This window comes from Pseudoalteromonas sp. 68 DY56-GL68 (assembly GCF_041414825.1).
Classification (GTDB): Bacteria; Pseudomonadota; Gammaproteobacteria; order Enterobacterales; family Alteromonadaceae; genus Pseudoalteromonas.
Map to the genome: position 1 here is coordinate 115276 of NZ_JAOCZL010000024.1, position 17889 is coordinate 133164.

General features: G+C 41.1%; 16 protein-coding genes. 5 read left to right on the top strand and 11 right to left on the bottom strand.

Annotated elements, in window-relative coordinates; all coding sequences use genetic code 11:
• Window positions 1–61 precede the first annotated feature (61 nt).
• The 6 genes from NYF15_RS19765 to NYF15_RS19790 form a co-directional block, all read right to left on the bottom strand.
• Window positions 62–1279 carry a methyl-accepting chemotaxis protein gene (locus NYF15_RS19765; protein ID WP_130149635.1) on the bottom strand — a complete coding sequence of 406 codons (1218 nt, stop codon included), beginning with the start codon at window positions 1277–1279 and terminating at the stop codon, window positions 62–64.
• Window positions 1280–1363: 84 nt separating this feature from the next.
• Window positions 1364–2062, bottom strand: a complete 699-nt coding sequence (locus NYF15_RS19770; protein ID WP_237120004.1) for a glycerophosphodiester phosphodiesterase family protein — start codon at window positions 2060–2062, stop codon at window positions 1364–1366.
• Window positions 2059–2925, bottom strand: a complete 867-nt coding sequence (locus tag NYF15_RS19775; protein WP_371354434.1) for a DMT family transporter — start codon at window positions 2923–2925, stop codon at window positions 2059–2061. The genes NYF15_RS19770 and NYF15_RS19775 overlap by 4 nt, the downstream gene beginning before the upstream one ends.
• An 87-nt stretch (window positions 2926–3012) precedes the next feature.
• A complete protein-coding gene (locus tag NYF15_RS19780; RefSeq protein WP_371354435.1) occupies window positions 3013–4539 on the bottom strand; it encodes a polyamine aminopropyltransferase in 1527 nt (508 codons plus the stop codon).
• Entirely contained in the window at window positions 4529–5263 is a 735-nt protein-coding gene (locus tag NYF15_RS19785; protein WP_371354436.1) for a hypothetical protein, read from the bottom strand. Before NYF15_RS19785 ends, NYF15_RS19780 begins: the two co-directional genes overlap by 11 nt.
• Window positions 5264–5367: 104 nt before the next feature.
• Window positions 5368–6216 carry a DUF350 domain-containing protein gene (locus NYF15_RS19790; RefSeq protein WP_371354437.1) on the bottom strand — a complete coding sequence of 283 codons (849 nt, stop codon included), beginning with the start codon at window positions 6214–6216 and terminating at the stop codon, window positions 5368–5370.
• Window positions 6217–6397: 181 nt separating this feature from the next.
• On the opposite strand from NYF15_RS19790, the gene rnr reads away from it, so the two are divergent.
• The 3 genes from rnr to NYF15_RS19805 all read left to right on the top strand — a co-directional run bounded on the left by rnr (window position 6398) and on the right by NYF15_RS19805 (window position 11698).
• The gene (gene rnr / locus NYF15_RS19795; RefSeq protein WP_371354438.1) at window positions 6398–8881 is read left to right on the top strand and encodes a ribonuclease R; all 2484 of its coding nucleotides are present in this window, start codon (window positions 6398–6400) and stop codon (window positions 8879–8881) included.
• Entirely contained in the window at window positions 8878–9624 is a 747-nt protein-coding gene (gene rlmB, locus NYF15_RS19800) for a 23S rRNA (guanosine(2251)-2'-O)-methyltransferase RlmB (RefSeq protein ID WP_062568643.1), read from the top strand. The genes rnr and rlmB overlap by 4 nt, the downstream gene beginning before the upstream one ends.
• 169 nt (window positions 9625–9793) lie before the next feature.
• A complete protein-coding gene (locus NYF15_RS19805) occupies window positions 9794–11698 on the top strand; it encodes an alpha/beta hydrolase family protein (protein WP_371354439.1) in 1905 nt (634 codons plus the stop codon).
• A 103-nt stretch (window positions 11699–11801) separates the two neighbouring features.
• Here NYF15_RS19805 and NYF15_RS19810 read toward each other — a convergent pair whose 3' ends face one another.
• Window positions 11802–12728, bottom strand: coding sequence for a manganese-dependent inorganic pyrophosphatase (locus NYF15_RS19810; protein ID WP_371354440.1), 927 nt, complete (start codon window positions 12726–12728; stop codon window positions 11802–11804).
• Window positions 12729–12878: 150 nt separating this feature from the next.
• Here NYF15_RS19810 and NYF15_RS19815 point away from each other — a divergent pair, with 150 nt between their 5' ends.
• Together NYF15_RS19815 and mutM are read left to right on the top strand one after the other, a co-directional pair.
• Window positions 12879–13370: a hypothetical protein gene (locus tag NYF15_RS19815; RefSeq protein WP_371354441.1), complete on the top strand. Its 492-nt coding sequence runs from the start codon at window positions 12879–12881 to the stop codon at window positions 13368–13370.
• A gap of 11 nt (window positions 13371–13381) precedes the next feature.
• Complete coding sequence (gene mutM / locus NYF15_RS19820; protein ID WP_130149419.1) at window positions 13382–14191, top strand: bifunctional DNA-formamidopyrimidine glycosylase/DNA-(apurinic or apyrimidinic site) lyase; 810 nt, start codon at window positions 13382–13384, stop codon at window positions 14189–14191.
• A gap of 46 nt (window positions 14192–14237) precedes the next feature.
• Here the strand turns inward: mutM and NYF15_RS19825 are convergent, their stop codons facing one another.
• The 4 genes from NYF15_RS19825 to NYF15_RS19840 are packed head-to-tail and all read right to left on the bottom strand — an operon-like array spanning window position 14238 to window position 17784.
• Window positions 14238–14726, bottom strand: coding sequence for a DUF3299 domain-containing protein (locus NYF15_RS19825; protein ID WP_371354442.1), 489 nt, complete (start codon window positions 14724–14726; stop codon window positions 14238–14240).
• 8 nt (window positions 14727–14734) lie between these two features.
• On the bottom strand, window positions 14735–16009 hold the full coding sequence (locus NYF15_RS19830) for an ABC transporter permease (RefSeq protein ID WP_371354443.1): 1275 nt from the start codon (window positions 16007–16009) through the stop codon (window positions 14735–14737).
• Window positions 15996–16694: an ABC transporter ATP-binding protein gene (locus NYF15_RS19835; protein ID WP_371354444.1), complete on the bottom strand. Its 699-nt coding sequence runs from the start codon at window positions 16692–16694 to the stop codon at window positions 15996–15998. Before NYF15_RS19835 ends, NYF15_RS19830 begins: the two co-directional genes overlap by 14 nt.
• Before the next feature lie 16 nt (window positions 16695–16710).
• Entirely contained in the window at window positions 16711–17784 is a 1074-nt protein-coding gene (locus NYF15_RS19840) for a CDP-glycerol glycerophosphotransferase family protein (RefSeq protein WP_371354445.1), read from the bottom strand.
• Window positions 17785–17889: the final 105 nt, after the last annotated feature.

The following is a 17889-nucleotide window of genomic DNA, read 5'->3' on the forward strand; positions in this document are numbered from 1 at the left end:
AGTAGCCAAGAAGTGGCTACTTTACCATAAATAGTTAAAACAAAAGAGCTAAAAACTGGCCTTAAACAAACCGTTTTAGCTGTTGTAGTGTTTGTTGACTCAGTAAATGTGATTGCTCACAATCAGCCAGTGACTCATCTATTTGCTGCTTCGCTTGTTCACCTAATGTCACAATTTGTTCAACACTTTGATGAGTTTGTGTTTGTGTTTGTTCCAGTAAATGTACTGCACTGACTATTTGTTGTAATTGCTGCTGATTTTGCTCAAATTCGCCAAGCATATTACTAAACCCTGCAGAGGTGTCACTAATCGCTGTTTCTGCATCGCTAGAATGACTAATTAACTGCTCTGATTCTTTGTTCGTTTCATTAACTAACGAATTCATTTGATTGATGAAGTCACTTATTTGACGGGTCGCATCATTCACTTTTACTGAAAGCGTTCTCACTTCATCTGCAACCACAGCAAAGCCTCGTCCAGCTTCGCCAGCGCGTGCCGCTTCAATCGCTGCATTTAATGCAAGCAAATTAGTTTGGTCGGAAAACTCTTCAACCATTTTTAAAATAGCGCGAATATTTTCACTGTTTTCTTTTAAACCTGAAATAGTCGCTGAGAAGTTAGCTAAAATTTGGCTAATCATCGCGACCTTCTTAACAAGGGCAGAGAGCTCAGTGGCTGAATGTTTCACAAATGCCAGATGCTCACTATTAATCGTATGCACACTGTCTGTGTTAGCCGAAATATTTTCTAAACTTGAAGTAATTTGGTTACTTGAATCAGTAATTGTATGGCTAAATTTAATTTGTTGATGGCTAATCTCTGCCGTTTGTTGCATTGATTGAGTCATCTTTGAGCTGCTCTGGGCACTGGCTTGCGCACTTTGATAAGTTGTCGCGAGTAGCTCACCTAAGTGTGCCGTAAAGGTATTGTATTGCTCACTGAGATCTCTGAATTCATCGAATGTGAAATGTGGTAATTTAGCAGATAGATCAGCATCATGACTGTTTATATGCGCTAAAGTGTCACGCATGGCTTGGACTGGGCGAACTATTAAAAAGCGCATATAGAAAATAGTAAAAATAAAGCTCGCGACGATGATAAACGCCATCAGCCAAAACAAGCCCATGCTTGCTTGTTGCTCAGACAGGCTATTGTAAAGCCAGATTAAAGTGATAGCTTGGAATGCAAACACAAATCCTAAATTACCGACAATTTTACGCGTTAAGGTGTAAAAGAAAGTCTGTTCGATAAAATTATACATGCGCATATAGCTACTCATTAAGGTGTTGTGTTGATTCATTTGGACGTTTCTTAGTCTTATTCAATGCCACTCAATTCAACAGTATAGCTTACTCTTGCTGAGTTACAGTGATTGAAGTGTCATTTGTGTATGACACGGGAAATTGGTAAAAATACCATCCACGCCATAACTTAACATTAATTCAATATCTTCTACTTTATCGACCGTGTAAGCATAAACTTGAAGGCCTCGTTGTTTTGCATCTGCAACAAATTCATGGTTTATAAAGTTTTTATCTATATGAATGCTGTAGGCATGCAGTTTTTGAGCAAATTCACTGTAATTGATTGGAATTGAAGCCGTAAGAGCGCCAATTTTTACCCATGGTAACTTTTGTTTGAGCCACATGAGTTGATGATGATCAAAAGATGATACCAAAATATTGTCTCTTGATATTTTTCCAATACTAATGTTTGACTCTATCATCTCAACAAACTTATCTAAAGAAAAAGTGTGTTTTAGTTCAAGGTTTAAAAGCGTTTTATCTTCTACCCAGTCAATGGCATCTTGCAGACAGGGAACAACTTCTCCGTTACCTGCATCATATTGTTGAATTTGCTCTTTTGTGCAGGCATTTACTTTACCGCGACCAGAGGTTGTGCGATCGAGCCAAGTGTCGTGAATGATCATATAATCATCAAGGCAGCTTTGTACGTCAATTTCGATACCATCTACTGCCAAATCTACTGCGGCAATAATGGCGCTTTTGGTATTTTCTGGATAGGTACCACTGGCACCTCTGTGAGCGAATACTTTCATCATTGCTTGTGTTTCCGAGTCACTGACCATGTTTCATAAAAAGCGGCACTAATCACTAATGTACCACCAATAAGTGTGCTAATTGTAGGTTGCTCATGCAAAATTAAAAAAGCGAAAAACGTACCGTATAAAGGTTGCAAACAAGATATTAAACCAGCGGTTGAAGCGGATAAATGTTTTAAGCTTGCTGCAAACAGTGAATGCGGTGCTGCTGTAAAAATAACCCCTACGGTAATTAATAGCAGCCAATTTATTGTATCAACTTGTAATGGTGGTACTTCGACAAACGCGCACAACATAATACACGCGATCCAAGTTTGATAAAGCATGGTTTGTGGGCCGCCATATTGGCTAAAGTAACGCTTGTGAACGATATTTCGAAACGCAAAAAAGAACGCCGATAAAATACCAATGGCAATCCCTAAGGTCACATCATTACCTAAGCTGGCATCAGGAATGAGTAAGTAAATACCCAACATAACTACCAAGGCACTTGCTATATCTTTGAGCTGAGGTTTGCTGCCATGAAAAAAAGGTTCTAAAAATACCGTAATCACAGGGTAAGTAAAAAAGGCAATCATACCCACCGCAATCCCCGCCAATTGCATGCCTGCGAAGTAGGTGAGCCAATGTATTCCAACCGTGATGCCAAGTAATAAGGCAATTAGGTAATCACGGCGAGAATGAAGCTTAATGGCTTTGTGTTGAATTGTGAGTAAAATCAGTAAGGCACAGCCTGCAATCGCTGTTCTATAAACGGTAATATCTAATGCACTTAGGCTGACCAATTTGGCAAATAATGCAGTGCCACCGAATAGTAGCACTGCAATGTGTAAGTACATAAGGCTCTGTTTGTGCGCCTGCATTACAAACCTTTTGTTTGTTGTTATTAGCTCTCTTTGTAACGGTAATCCTTTACTTTGTAAACTCCCTAAATAGGCTAATCCATTCGGTTAGTTCCAATATTTCCAACCTTGCAAGTAATAGTGGAGCACATTAGGCTCATCAAGCGTCGATACTTTTTCATTGTTAGCGCTAATATCGGGGGAGAAAATAAATAGTTGAGCATCATTTTCAGGGCGGTAAAAGCGAGTGTTAACAGGCAATAACTGGTGGTTGCTACACATCAAATTACAAGCCATAACAAAGCCCCATTCACCAAAAGACGGTACGTTTAAATGATAAGGCAAAGTATGGGCGAAGCCTGCTGCGCGGAGCGTATTGTTGATAGACCAAAATGCCTGCTTCGCAAAAAACGGGCTCGTTGCTTGGGTCACAACAATGCCATTGTCAGGCAAGCTAGCTTTCACTAATTGGTAAAATTGTTTGCTGTAGAGCCGTGCTAAGTTAATCGCCTTTGGGTCAGGTAAATCAATAAAAATGATATCGAACAGCTGCTTGCCTTGCTCAATAAACACATAGGCATCTTGATGAATAACCGTCACTTTAGGGTCACTGAGTGAGTGCTTGTTAAGTGTTGTCAGGTTGTGATTAGTTTGCGCAAGCCTAGCGACTGCTGGATCCAAATCGACAAGGGTAATAGACTCTAGTTGCGGGTACTTCAAAAGCTCTCTGGCTGCTAAGCCATCGCCACCGCCTAAAATTAGAATACGTTTGGCATTACCATGGCGCACCATAGCGGGATGAATAAGCGCTTCGTGATAGCGATACTCATCAATCGATGAAAACTGTAAGCCACCGTTTAAATAAAGCCGAATATCATCTTTATGACGAGTCAGTACGATTTGCTGATAGGGCGTTTGCTCTGAGTGTACAACACGGTCATCGTAGATTTGGCTTTGCCAAAGATGGGTGAGCTGTTTACTAGCAAATAAGCAAAGCACTAATATGAGACTAACTAAAATGAGAGTGAGTCTTAGCACGTGTCGACGATGAGTACTGATATGGTCAATAAAGTACCACAGCAATAATAGCGCAATACTTAGGTTCATTAAGCCAAAGCTTAGGGCTGTTTTAAATACCCCCAACCAAGGTAAGAAGAGAAAAGGGAATAATAAAGTCGCGAGCAGGGCACCAAAGTAGTCAATTGATAGTACATTGGCAAGGTTTGCTTTTAGCGCATAATGTTTTTCCATTAAGCGGCTTAACAACGGAATTTCTAAACCAATTAAAATACCTATTAAGGTGGTGAGTAAAACACTAATCACTTGTAGTGGTAAGCCATACGCATAAGCGAAGTATAGTAATGGCACACTCAAGCCACCTAGTAACGCAAGTAGTAGCTCAAAACCAATAAAATACACCAGCAATGGCTTATCAGGCACAAAACGCGAAAAATAAGAGCCAACCCCCATTGCCGCCATATATACGCCAATTGTCAGGGAAAATTGGGTGATGCTATCACCTAAAAAATAGGCGCCGGTGGTTGCAATTAATAATTCATAAATAATAGAGCAAAGGCCAGCAACAAAAATACTAAACAGTAAAATGTGGCTTTCGCGAATTGACTTACTTACCACCTGAGCCGCCTCGTGAACGGAAACCTGCGCTGCCAATACTTTGCTCACGTAATTGTTTATCAACGTTTATATTGAAGTGGTGATATGAATAAACTTGCCAATCGTGCTCATTATCGCCTTTGCTATAAGCAATCAAAGATGCAACTAGCACAGGCACGAAAAACAACAATGCAATTGGCCAAGCTGGGATATGGGTTTCCATTGCTTTCATAGCCTTTGGGCTTAACGTGTTGATTGGTTTATAAGTAAGTTCAGAGTTTTCTCTCTTTGCGCCAAGTCGATGCAAAATAATAATTAAAGAGAAGCCTGCTATTATGCCAGTGATCCAAAGTAGAGGGTCGATGAAACTGATATTGCCTTTGATTGGAATGATGCGAAATGTATAACTGAAATGCTTAGCGCTATTATTAGGGCCAAAACTACTGCTTACATATGCACTATATTGGCCTTTTTTAGGGAAGTGCACATCATGATAAGCCCTGCTCTTATATTCTCGCCATTCACCTTCAGAGTCACGTCCAGATTCAGCCCATAGCTCATCAGAATAACTGAATAGATAGTTGCCTTCAGGGTCAAAAATTTCCATATCAATGGCTTTCCATGAATTTAAAGGCAGCCTACCTTTTATTTCTAAACGCATCATTTGGCCATCTTCAGGCACTGTAAATAGGTAGGCTTTGTCTTGTCCATCGTAGTCTTTAAAATTACCATATTGGCCACTCATTAGAGGCGTCTGTAGGTCTGATCGTATTATTAAGCAGGCCAAAAATGTGATGGCAGCAATAATACAAAGCTTATAGATGTTCATCCGTTACTCCATAAATAAGCTTAAATAGCGATGGTAATGATTACAGCAACACACACTGCAATGCTACTTTCAATAACCGCCACCGCAGTGTTGTTGTCGTGCATTGCTTGGTCGAGGGAGATTTTACTAAAGATAATTTTATCAACGAGGTAGCGCACAATTGGTAAAATTAAAAAGCCAAATAATGCGTCAATAAAGAATAAACTCAGGCTTTGTTGCCAGCTGTGGAAGCCACCAATCAGCGCATGGCATAAGATTATGGCTAATGCCAACATAGTGGCAGAAAAGCTAAGTGCGACGGCTTTATTGCCTTTTTCGAGTTGCTCATGAAGGTTGAAACTTGTCAGGCGATCATAGCCTTTGGCAAAAATGATCAGCATCAATTGCCCGAGTAAATAGAAGACGATGGCTGATAACCAGGTTCCTTCGCCTGTTAATGCGCCACCAATGATCAGTGCTGCGGCCATATAGTTAGCTGCTTGTACTAGGCCAACCGCCTCGTTTTGTTGGTTGATTAATTGCTCTTGATTGCAGAACAATCGCAGTAGTAACTTGTCATTCAAAATGCGTGAGCAAGTAAGTAGCACCATACCTAATACGCTGTAAAGTGATACATTCATCAAATCGCTTAGTAGACCTTGGCTAGGCCCCGCCAACACAAAACCATAAATAATAGTAATCGCACCTAAGTAGCCGCCAATAGATAAACCTAAAGCACTGTTGGCATTGTCGGTTAACTGGCTGGTGGTGTTATAAGGGGTCGCTAGGTTATAGGACAATTTTGCAAGGGCTATAATCGCAATGAACAGACCAATGTAGGCGCTGTTATAGGCCATCGTTGATAGGTAGTGGGTTAAGTTAATATCCATATAAATTTGTAAGTGTATTGTTATTTACCGAAAATATTAACACAGAGTGTTTGCTGCAAAGAATATTAAAGCCCCATTTTTAGCAGAATTAATCAATTTCTTAAAAGTTTCATAGCTTTTGCCTGTCTCATTGTTAGGTTATGGGTTAAAATAACAACATAACCAACTAACAAGATAGTGAATGTCAAAACAGGATCCCAATCTCAGTCGAGAGCAAGAAAAGTACGAAAACCCCGTCCCTAGCCGTGAGTTTATACTTACTCACTTAGAATCTCGCGCTAAACCAGCAAACTTCACACAACTTTGTGACGAATTACAGGTGAATGATACAGAGCGCCAAATTGCGTTCAAACGTCGTTTACGTGCTATGGAGCGCGATGGTCAACTGTATTTCAATAAGTTTAAATGCTACGCATTGATAGATGAATCAGGCCTAGTTAAAGGCAAGGTCATTGGTCATCGTGACGGATTCGGCTTTTTAGAAGTTGAAGGTGAGAGTAAAGATTGGTTTATCGCAAAGCACCAAATGAATATGGTGTTACACGGTGACATTGTGCTTGCCAAAGGCAATCGCAAAGGTTCAAGCGGCAAGTGCGAAGCACGTATCATTAAGGTATTAACCAATGAACGAGCACCGATTGTTGGCCGCTATTTTGTTGAGCATGGTATTGCTGTTGTTGTGGCAGAAGATCCACGCATAACGCAAGACATTATGATACTACCGGGTAGTGAAAATGGCGCGCGCCACAACCAAATGGTGCAGGTGAAAATTACTCAAAACCCAAGCCGACATATGAATGCAGTAGGTAAAGTAACCGAAGTTCTCGGTGAGCACTTAGCACCAGGGATGGAAATTGAAGTTGCACTACGTAATCACGATATTCCTCATGTGTGGCCAGAAGCGGTTGAAAAGCAAGTTGCTCATTTAGGGGAATTTGTTGATGAACAAGCAAAGCAAGGTCGTGTAGATTTACGTGACTTACCGCTGGTTACTATCGACGGTGAAGATGCCCGTGACTTTGATGATGCCGTTTATTGTGAGCGTAAACCATCAGGTGGTTGGCGCTTATGGGTAGCCATTGCCGATGTGTCGCATTATGTAGGTATGAACACACCTCTGAATAAAGAAGCGATTGAACGCGGTAATTCAGTCTACTTCCCTGAGCAAGTTATTCCGATGCTGCCAAAAGTGTTATCCAATGGCTTGTGCTCACTAAACCCGAAAGTTGACCGCTTATGTATGGTCGCTGAGATGACAGTGTCAGATGCGGGTAAGTTGTCTGGGTACAAATTTTACGAAGCGGTGATGAATTCACACGCTCGTTTTACCTACACTAAAGTGAATGCGATTTTACAAGGCGATGAAAAGCTGCGTGAAGAATATGCCGAGATGGTGCCGCATTTAACTGACTTACAGCAAATGTACATGGCACTCAAAGCAGCACGCCAAGAACGTGGTGCGATTGAGTTTGAAACCTTAGAAACGCGTTTTGTGTTTAATGCACACCGTAAGATTGAATCAATCGTGCCTGTGGTGCGCAATGATGCACACAAACTTATCGAAGAGTGCATGATTCTTGCGAACGTATCAGCTGCCCGTTTATTAGAAAAACACGAAGCAAGTGCGCTTTATCGTGTGCATGATGAGCCGGATGGTGAAAAGCTTGGTTTCTTCAGAAACTTTTTATCAGAGCTTGGTATTGAAACCGCGATTTCTGATGAGCCAACACCAAAAGAAATCACTCAAGTGTTAGCAAAATTAGGCGACCGTCCTGAAGCTGAGCTTATTCAAACCATGTTGCTTCGTTCGATGAAGCAAGCGGTGTATCAGCCAGATAACATTGGTCACTTTGGTTTGGCTTTGCCAGCCTATGCCCATTTTACGTCGCCTATTCGTCGTTACCCTGATTTAGTGGTGCACCGTGCAATTAAAGCCGTGCTTAAAGCGCAAGGTCAGCAAACATCGGGTGAGTACGCATACACTGACGACGAAGTTGATATTTTAGGTGAGCAGTGTTCAACCACTGAACGCCGTGCTGATGATGCAACTCGCGAAGTAGCAGATTGGCTTAAATGTGAATTTATGCAAGACCATGTTGGTGACGAATTTGGTGGCGTGATCTCATCGGTGACTAACTTTGGGTTGTTTGTGCGGTTAGACGACTTACAAATCGATGGCATGATCCACGTAACCAACTTAGGCAATGAGTATTTCCATTACGATGGTGCTAAGCATTGTTTGATTGGAGAACAAACTCACACTGTTTATCGTTTAGGCGATAAATTAACGGTTCAGGTTTCATCTGTCAGTCTTGATGAGCGTCGCATAAACTTAGTGTTAGCAGGCGAGGCACAACAAGACCGTTATGCACGTCGTCGTGGCCGTAGTGCCCCTGCAAAACCAAGTGTTCGTGCCCAGCTTAAAGCAGGTAAAATTCCTGGTAAAAAATCTGAATCAAGTCGCTTTGAAGCAAAATCAGGCGATAAAGAGAACGAAAAACGTGGCAAGTCTTCTCCTTCTAAAGGGCGCAAAAAGCCAAGTAGTAAAAAAGCTGATGCAGTAAAAGCCAGTAACAAAAAGAGTAAGAAAAAAGCCACTAAAAAGGCAAAAAGACCGGGTAAGAATGCCCGTAAACGTAATGGCCGAGGAGCAAATAATACGTGAGTAATGAATTAATTTTTGGCTTTCACTCAGTTGAAGCAATTTTAGCAAAAGAGCCTGAGCGCTTTTTAGAAATATACGCTTTAAAAGGTCGTGAAGACAAACGTTTAAATCCGGTTATTGACCAAGCACGTAAATTCGGTATTTCTGTACAGTTTATGCAGCGTAAAGCGCTTGATAATAAAGCCAATGGTGAACAACACCAGGGCATTATTGCCAATGTAAAAGCGGCGCGTATGTATAATGAAAAAGATCTAGATGAGATCATAGCCCGTGAAGAAACACCTTTCTTATTGGTGCTTGATGGTATTACTGATCCGCATAATTTAGGGGCCTGTTTACGTAGCGCTGATGCCGCGGGTGTACACGCGATTATCGTTCCTAAAGATAAATCTGCCAAACTCAACGGCACAGCACGCAAAGTAGCGTGCGGCGCAGCGGAAACAGTACCATTGGTACAAGTCACTAACCTTGCGCGTACCTTGCGTGAAATTAAAGATGCTGGTGTTTGGGTTGTGGGCACTGCCGGTGAAACTGATACTGAGTTATTTGATGCAAATCTCACTGGACCTATGGCTGTTGTTATGGGCGCAGAAGGAGATGGTATGCGCCGCCTGACTCGTGAGCATTGTGATTTACTCGTTAAAATTCCAATGGCGGGCACGGTATCAAGCTTAAATGTCTCAGTTGCGACCGGTATTTGTTTATTTGAAGTGTTACGCCAGCGTAATGCAACGCAGTTATAAAGCTGACTTACCCTACCAAATATCAATATTCTAACCACCTCTATAGAGGTGGTTATTTAATATTAAATAATCCCCCTTGAAGCGTTAATGATGAATTAACCCTGTGTTAATTGTTTTTCGTGTGTTACCCTTTTATGGTCATTTAACTGATTAATTCAAAAGGGAAAATATGTTAAAAGGAATCATGACAATCCTGCTTTTGGCAACATTTATTGTCAATGCTAAAGCCCCTGTATGGGAACAATACGCTAAACTTCCAATGGTTGAGCAGCCAAGCTTATCGCCAAATGGTGAGCTTATTGCGACACTTTATAATACTGATTCAGGCCCAACTATTAGTGTTACTAAGTTTCCTGATATTGATTTTAAGGTGTTGGCGCGGTTAAAGAAAAACAAAGACCGTGTTGATTTTATTCGCTGGTCAGGTAATCGCTACATTATCGTTTCGGCAAGTTATCCCGAATATGTAAATGGTCAGTTTTTTAGAGTATCTAGGTTGTACTCTATCAATGTAGAAACCTCTGAAACTAAAGTGCTCACATCTCCACGTTTTACAGATGATCGTTGGTATAAGTATCAGTCATTTGAGTTAGTATCATCACTCAAGGATGAAACCGATTATGCACTGATTTCCACCTACGACAAAAATGATAAAGGCTATGTTGTCTATCGTGTGCATTTAGGCACATCTGACTTTGATAAAGTTCAGGGTAACAAAAATGATATTGGTAGCTGGTATGCAGATAATAAAGGGGTTATCAGACTTGGACTAGCCATTGAAGAAAAAGACGACGTATTTACAGCATCAATTTGGTATAGAGCAAATAAAGACGCAGAGCTAAAAAAAATTCACTCACAGGTGTGGGGGGAAGATGATACTTTTTCTATTCAAGCTTTATCAAAAGATGGCTCCAAAGCGTATGTGCTTTCTAATAGGGAGCTTGGACGTGAAGCTCTTTGGCTCTATAACATAGAAGCAGGTAAGTTTGAGGAGTTGATTTTTAGTAATGATAAATATGATCTCGATGGCGCAATAACTGATAATGAGGGCGAGTTTATCGGTGTATCTTTTTTTGATGACTACTATCGCACTCACTATTTTGATGACAAAGATGGCGCACAAGAGCGTGAAGTGGCAGGCCTTTTTAAAGGAAAGCAGGCCACAATCAGTAGCCGTAGCCGAGATCATACGCGATTATTAGTGTCAGTCACTAACGATGTTACGCCGCCAACTTATTATTACTTCGACTTAAATACTCAAAAAGGAGGTGTTTGGTTATCGAAATATCCTTATTTAGTCAGAAAGTCATTTAGCCCAGTACAAAATTATAGCTTTAAAGCCAGTGATGGTCTGGAAATAACGGGTTACTTTACGCAGCCAGCAAATGTTAAAAACCCGCCATTGATCGTTATGCCGCATGGTGGTCCGCACGCCAGAGATTATAAGTATTTTGACAAAGAGCTTCAGTATCTTGTTGAATTAGGGTTTTCTGTATTGCAAGTTAACTTTAGGGGCTCTGCAGGCTTTGGTAGCGCATTTGAAACGGCTGGTTATTACCAGTGGGGTAAACGTATGCAACAAGATGTGTATGAGGCAATGGATTGGGCAATTGCGCAAGGTTTAGCTAAAAAAGATAATGCCTGTATTTTTGGCGCAAGCTACGGTGGTTATGTTGCCTTAACAGCTGCCTTTCAAGAGCCCAAGCGCTTTAAATGTGTGGTGAGTATATCAGGCGTCTCAGACCTTGAAACTTTTGTTACGAAAACAGATAGACAAGGGAAATACTTAGGTAATATCATTGATGTTAAAGATGATAAGTCTATCGATGCGTTAGCTGAGGTATCAGCAATAAGAAAAATTAACCACATTAAGGCGCCGATTCTTTTAATACATGGTAATAACGATACGCGCGTTAATTATAATCAATCGAAAGATTTCTATGACAAAGCGAGAAAACAGCTAGATATTAAATATGTTGAAATAGAGGATGGAACACACTTTTTTGACGATCAAGAAAGCCAAATAAAGTTATTCTCTGAGATAACGCCGTTTTTAAAAAAGCACCTATTATAGGTAGCCTTTAGTAATATCTAGATAAAAACTTAATAATAGAGTAATAAAAAAGCCGATGTTTGAAGTGAAGTTACATCGGCTTTTTTGTGTCTATTTCGTAAGATTAGATCTTTGCAAAAGCGTCTTGTAGTGGCGGTACTACTTGCTTCTTACGGCTTAATACGCCATCTAACCATACGCGACCATCTTCTGATTTAACATCATAGGCAGCTTCGATTACTGATACGTCATCAGACGTAATTAGCATTTCAGAGCCTTCTTTCATGATATCAGTTAACAGGAGTAATACTGAGTGGCGATCGCCTTCTTCTTTAAGCTTTGCGATATCAGCTTCAAGATCTGCTTTGATTTCATCAAATACAGCAAGGTCGATCACTTCTAGCTGGCCAATACCTACTAGCTTACCGTTCATGTTGAAGTCTTTGAAATCACGCATGACTAAGTCGCGTGCAGGTGTGCCTTCAACCGCTGATTTCACCTTGAACATTTCCATGCCAAGCTCTTTAAAATCTTCGATACCTGCGATTTCAGCAAGTGCTTCAACACACTTGATGTCAGCCGTTGTACAGGTTGGTGATTTAAAGATTACAGTGTCGCTTAAAATTGCACATAACATGATGCCTGCGATATCTTTTGGAATCTCTACATTGTAGAAGTCATACATCATTTTGATGATAGTGTTTGAACAGCCAACAGGACGGATCCAACACTCAAGCGGTGTTGATGATGTTAAATCGCCTAGTTTGTGGTGATCAACAACACCGACAACACGTGCTTCATCGATGTCATCAGGTGCTTGTGTTTTTTCTGTATGGTCAACGATATAAACGTCTTCACCTGCGTAGCTAAGCTTTAGCTCAGGGGCTTCGAAACCAAATTTATCTAGGATAAACTGTGTTTCAGGCGATACTTCACCTAAACGCGTTGGTATTGCAGGTTCTTCGATTTGGTTTTTTAAATAAGCAAGCGCAATTGCACCGCAAATTGAATCTGAATCAGGGATCTTATGACCCACTACATACATTGACATTGACGGAACTCCTTTAAATTTGGCGGATATTTTAGCAAAGTCTCTACAGATTGATACATAACAGACATGAAATTTTGTTGATCAATTACAACTGCCAATTAATGGACTTTTTAGTTACACTTTAAGGTATTGAAAAGTGAGGAAGATACGATGCGTTTGAGCCGAAAAGCATGGAATAATGTGGTGATTATTTCGATGCTGTTGATGATTTTTTTCTTTAACGGTTTGCACAAAAAGCTCAATACTCCCCCTGTGAATGAGGGCGTTCAAGCTCTACTGCCTGAGCAAAGCTTTATTTTAGCAATGGCTTTTCCTGAACTGAAAATTGAGCGCATAGGTACTTCGTGGCGGAGCCAAAAGTTACAAAGCATTACATGGCAAGCCGATGAACAGACGCTCGAACAATTAGTCGAACGTTGGCAGCGTCAGCAATTAACCATAGCAGCGCTGCCAGTGAGTAAAATTTCAAAGGCATCTGCGGATTATGTTGCCTCTGTATGGCTTGCTGGTGAGCAATTGCCAGCGGTGTATCAGTTATATAGCATTGAGCAGCAATACTATTTATTGGATAAGCGGTTACAACGGGTATTTGAGCTTGAACAAGCCGATGTCGTTAAGTTATTTCCGCTATACCCGTTTTAAGAGAGTCATAGATGCCTGAATTACCAGAAGTTGAAGTTAGCCGTTTGGGAATAACGCCGCATGTGCTTAACCAAACAGTGACTAAAGTAAATATTCATAACGCCAGCATGCGTTGGCCTGTGCCTGATGATGTTTATCAATTGCAAGGGCTTAAAGTTACCTCAGTGGAGCGAAGAGCAAAATATTTATTACTCGGTTGTGAGTTGGGTAGTGTGATTTTGCACTTAGGAATGTCGGGTAATTTACGTGTTGTGGATGCAACTGAGCCTTTAAAAAAACATGACCATATTGAGTTTATTTTAGCATCTGGTAAAGCGTTACGGCTTAATGATGCTCGTCGTTTTGGTGCTTGCTTATGGCAAGCGCCAAATGAATGCCATACCTTGCTGTCAAAGCTAGGGCCTGAGCCGTTAACAGAAGAGTTTGTTGCAGAGCGCGTTTTTGAGCAGTCACGAAACAAAAAAGTACCCATTAAACAATTTATTATGGATAACGCTGTGGTGGTTGGTGTTGGTAATATCTATGCCAATGAGTCGCTATTTAAGGCTGGAATTCATCCTAAACGAGAAGCCGGTAAGGTGTCTTTAAAGCGTTATCAGCAATTGGTGCCTATTATTAAAGAAACCCTTGCAGCGGCTATTACACAAGGTGGCACAACATTAAAAGACTTTGCCCAAAGTGACGGTAAGCCAGGGTATTTTGCGCAGCAATTATTGGTTTATGGTCGCAAAGGCGAGCCATGTGTTAATTGTAAAGAGCCATTAAAGGAAATTAGATTAGGGCAAAGAAGCACGGTTTACTGTTCTAATTGCCAAAAGTGACGCAGAAAGCAACCATCAAAAAAGCACGCCTCGGCGTGCTTTTAAATTATAGTTCAAATGGGGCGACACCGACCGCTTTCATTTTATAGCCAACTTGCGCAATTTCACCCGACCAAGTTTCTGTGCTAATCACGCCTGTAACAACGATTGCATCATATAGGCTTTCAATAGGCACACCCCCTTCAATTGTGACATGCACAATTTGATTAGGTGGTGGGGGTGGTACATGGATACAGGCACCAAAATATGGCACCAGTAAAAACTCAGTTATTACTTCGCTGTCGCCCTCTAGTGGCACTACAAAGCCAGGCAAACTAACTGATTGGCCGTTTAGTTCTTTAACAACCGGCGCATCTAAATCAGGTTGTACCCAATTTTGTTCTGAACCCTCATGGTTAGCTTGTGCTTGGGTGTCAATTTGTACATGCCCTTGTGGGATTAAGTCTTCCCAAAAAATTTCTTTAGGTTCGCCTGCATTTGCTAACGTGCAGGATAAAAGCATGGCAACAGCAATAAATTTTTGAAAAAATTGCATAAAACTCCTTAAATTTTGATACTCATGCCATCGGCAAGTGAGTAAAAATATGCGCGGGTTGCAGGTATTAACCCAACGATAAAACCTGCAAACATTATCGCAGCTAATAGCATGAGTTCATAGGCCGATAATAGCGCTATATTAAGGCTTATTCCGGCATGGCTTTGCAAGTAACCTGCGCCGAATAGCATTAAAGCATAGAACAAGGCGACACCAACAAGGCAGCCTAGCCCAGTGATGAGTAATGACTCTGCGCTTATCAATGTAAAAATATGCCAAGGCCTAGCGCCTACCGAGCGCAAAATAGCCAATTCTCTGCGACGCTGATTTAAGTTCGACAGCAAGCTGGTCAACATGCCAAGTAAACTAATAATGACCACCACAATTGAAAAAAGTAATAATATTTTTTCGACAATTGAGAGCATTTCCCACAATTCACGTAAGGTCACACCAGGCATGATGGCAAGTAATGCTTCCTCTTTGTATTGGTTAATATTACGGCGTACTTGTAGGGTGTACAGTGGCGAATCAAAACCGAGTAGAAAAGCGGTTATTTGTTTTGGTGTGCCAATGAGATCGACATCATCATGCTGGTCGTGGTCGTGGTCGTGGTCGTGGTCGTGAGCTTTTTCATGTTGATGACTATGACCACCATGAATTTCATCAATCGCTGCAAGTGGAATATGCAAGGTTTTATCAACGGGTGTACCTGTTGCTTGTAAAATACCAACAACGGTAAATGGGTTATCATCATGGTTATGAAAGCTAGTATTACCCATGCCGTGAGCAATCACGACCTTATCACCCAGTTGATAGCCAAGGGATTTGGCTACATCAGCACCAAGAACAACGTCAAATAAGTGATTAAACTCATGGCCGTTTGCAAAGCTTAATGGCTGCTTCTTACCAAAGCGATAGTGAGTAAAGTAGTCCTTGTTTGTACCAAGCACCGCAAGGCCTTTATGGCTATCACCTAACGACAGTGGAATGCTCCAGCTTACTCCCCGTTGCTTTGCAATATACTGATAACTTTGCCAACTGACGCCGTTATTAGCATGCCCAATACGAAATACAGAAGAGAGCAGCAATTGAATGTCGCCCGTGCGAGCGCCAACGATCAAATCTGTGCCAGAAATGGTATTACTAAAGCTACTTTTGGCATCGATACGAACACGCTCAATCGACATGAGCAACATCACACTAATAGCAATAGTGAATAACGTAAGCAAAGCACTGGCTTTGCGATTGAATAAGCTTTTTGCGGCAAGTTTAAGTAGTAGCATGTCTGCCTCCTTGTAGTTCAACAAGGTCAATGCTGCGTCTGAAAAGGCTGCGCAGGGTCTCATCATGACTGACAAACACGAGCGTGCTATTAGTGGCTGTGGCTTGTTCAAACAGTAACTTCACAAATGCTTGACGGTTTTGTGTGTCTAGTGCCGAGGTTGGTTCATCGGCGATAATGATTTCTGGGCTACCTATAAATGCTCTGGCTGCTGCAACACGTTGTTGTTGACCAATACTTAATTCACCGACAGCTTGATGCTGTAAGCTGCCTGTTAACCCTAACGCTGTAAGCAGTCGGCTCGCTTCTGCATTAATAGTGGCATTGTTTTGAAGCGCATGATGTTTGCGAGATGTCGAAAACTGGCAGCCTAATGTTACGTTCTCAATGGGTGATAAGTAAGACAGTAAATTAAAGTTTTGAAAAATATAACCAATATGGTCGGCACGAAAACGGTCGCGCTGGCTATTACTAAGTTGGTTTATTGCTTTGCCAAGTAACTCAATTGTGCCTTTGTTAGGAGTAGCAACACCGGCAAGCAAAGACAGCAAAGTTGATTTACCGCAGCCACTCGGGCCATGAAGAAAAACATGTTCGCCTTGATCAATCTGCAATTGTGCAATATTGATCGTTGGCGTCGTTTGTTGTGAGTGCCACTTAAATAGCACATTTGAAAGCGTGATCATAACGACCTATAAGTTGTTACCATCGCCAGTAATTTAACTTTTTACGCATTTTGAGGTTACGAATAAAATTACGTGGTTTTGGCTTAAGTGCTGGATTCGTCAATAGTAATTCATTGCTGGCAGCAAGTACACGTTGACTCGATAAGCCGTCCTGATATGGGTGTAACTGTTGGCAGAAGTGTTCAATTTTAGCCATTAGTTCATCGGGCTCTGTGAGAGCATAATCGATGGCCTGTTCGATTTTATCTGCATCTGTAATGTCAACGAGATGCTCATCGGGGTTTTGGTTGCAGAAGGTCACCACAGGCTTACGTTGTAAAATAAACATCAGTAATATCGATGAGGTATCACAGAGCATTACATCCGCTGCTTTTAGAAGCGGTAAAACATTGTCGGTTTCTACAAAGGTTAAGTTTTCATTTTGTAGCGCTTTATATTGCGCAACGAGTTCGCTTGGCATTTTAGGATGAAACTGCATTAAAATGCGCCATTTTCCTTGCTCGCTAAATGCTTTAATTTGTTCATAAAGCTTTGGAGCTAGTGAGATACGCCGAGAAAAAGTCGAGCAAATGAGTAATGTTTTACGCGGATCTTGCTTATCTTCGTAAGGGTTATTTTCGACCTCAGAAAAGTAGGGATCAAGTGTTGGCCAACCTGTTTCTTTTACTTGAAAGTAGCCATGCTTCTGAGCAAGCTCTGTAAAGGTGGTCGTAGTCGATGGCCCTTGAGTGCAATATAAATCAAAACAGTCACGAATTTTAAAATGATTATCTAGGCCATTATTAACGCGTTTTCCTGAATTAAAGCCATGAAAAACTTTGACTTTTTTACCAGGGATAAAGTTTGGAACAATATTTCCTGGTAGATAGACAATATCGGGCTGCCATTCTTTTACATCGTTTAATGACATCAAACGTTGCTCTTCTTGGTGAAGAAAATCAGGGTTAACCTCATCTCCTTCTAGAAACCACTTAACCTCACCGCCATGAGCTAAAATTTCTTGCTGTAGAGGGCGCAAGATGGCGTATGAATAATTCTGTGAAATATACATTAAGTATTTTTTTTCTGCGGTAGCTGCTAAGTAATCCAAGAAAACCTCCTATTGTGAGGGCGCTATTATAGCGAAGTTTTGTTTATGACAGCAAAATTACAGAACATTTAAAGTTTATTGATTTTGTCATGAGAATTGAAAAGC

Bases quoted from the DNA above. Each gene is read 5' to 3' on its own strand.
- NYF15_RS19805 (WP_371354439.1), top strand. From the start codon at position 9,794: ATGTTAAAAGGAATCATGACAATCCTGCTTTTGGCAACATTTATTGTC.
- NYF15_RS19790 (WP_371354437.1), bottom strand. From the start codon at position 6,216: ATGGATATTAACTTAACCCACTACCTATCAACGATGGCCTATAACAGC.
- mutM (WP_130149419.1), top strand. From the start codon at position 13,382: ATGCCTGAATTACCAGAAGTTGAAGTTAGCCGTTTGGGAATAACGCCG.
- NYF15_RS19825 (WP_371354442.1), bottom strand. From the start codon at position 14,726: ATGCAATTTTTTCAAAAATTTATTGCTGTTGCCATGCTTTTATCCTGC.
- NYF15_RS19830 (WP_371354443.1), bottom strand. From the start codon at position 16,009: ATGCTACTACTTAAACTTGCCGCAAAAAGCTTATTCAATCGCAAAGCC.
- NYF15_RS19810 (WP_371354440.1), bottom strand. From the start codon at position 12,728: ATGTCAATGTATGTAGTGGGTCATAAGATCCCTGATTCAGATTCAATT.
- NYF15_RS19775 (WP_371354434.1), bottom strand. From the start codon at position 2,925: ATGCAGGCGCACAAACAGAGCCTTATGTACTTACACATTGCAGTGCTA.
- NYF15_RS19765 (WP_130149635.1), bottom strand. From the start codon at position 1,279: ATGAGTAGCTATATGCGCATGTATAATTTTATCGAACAGACTTTCTTT.
- rnr (WP_371354438.1), top strand. From the start codon at position 6,398: ATGTCAAAACAGGATCCCAATCTCAGTCGAGAGCAAGAAAAGTACGAA.
- NYF15_RS19835 (WP_371354444.1), bottom strand. From the start codon at position 16,694: ATGATCACGCTTTCAAATGTGCTATTTAAGTGGCACTCACAACAAACG.
- NYF15_RS19770 (WP_237120004.1), bottom strand. From the start codon at position 2,062: ATGATGAAAGTATTCGCTCACAGAGGTGCCAGTGGTACCTATCCAGAA.
- NYF15_RS19815 (WP_371354441.1), top strand. From the start codon at position 12,879: ATGCGTTTGAGCCGAAAAGCATGGAATAATGTGGTGATTATTTCGATG.
- NYF15_RS19785 (WP_371354436.1), bottom strand. From the start codon at position 5,263: ATGAGTGGCCAATATGGTAATTTTAAAGACTACGATGGACAAGACAAA.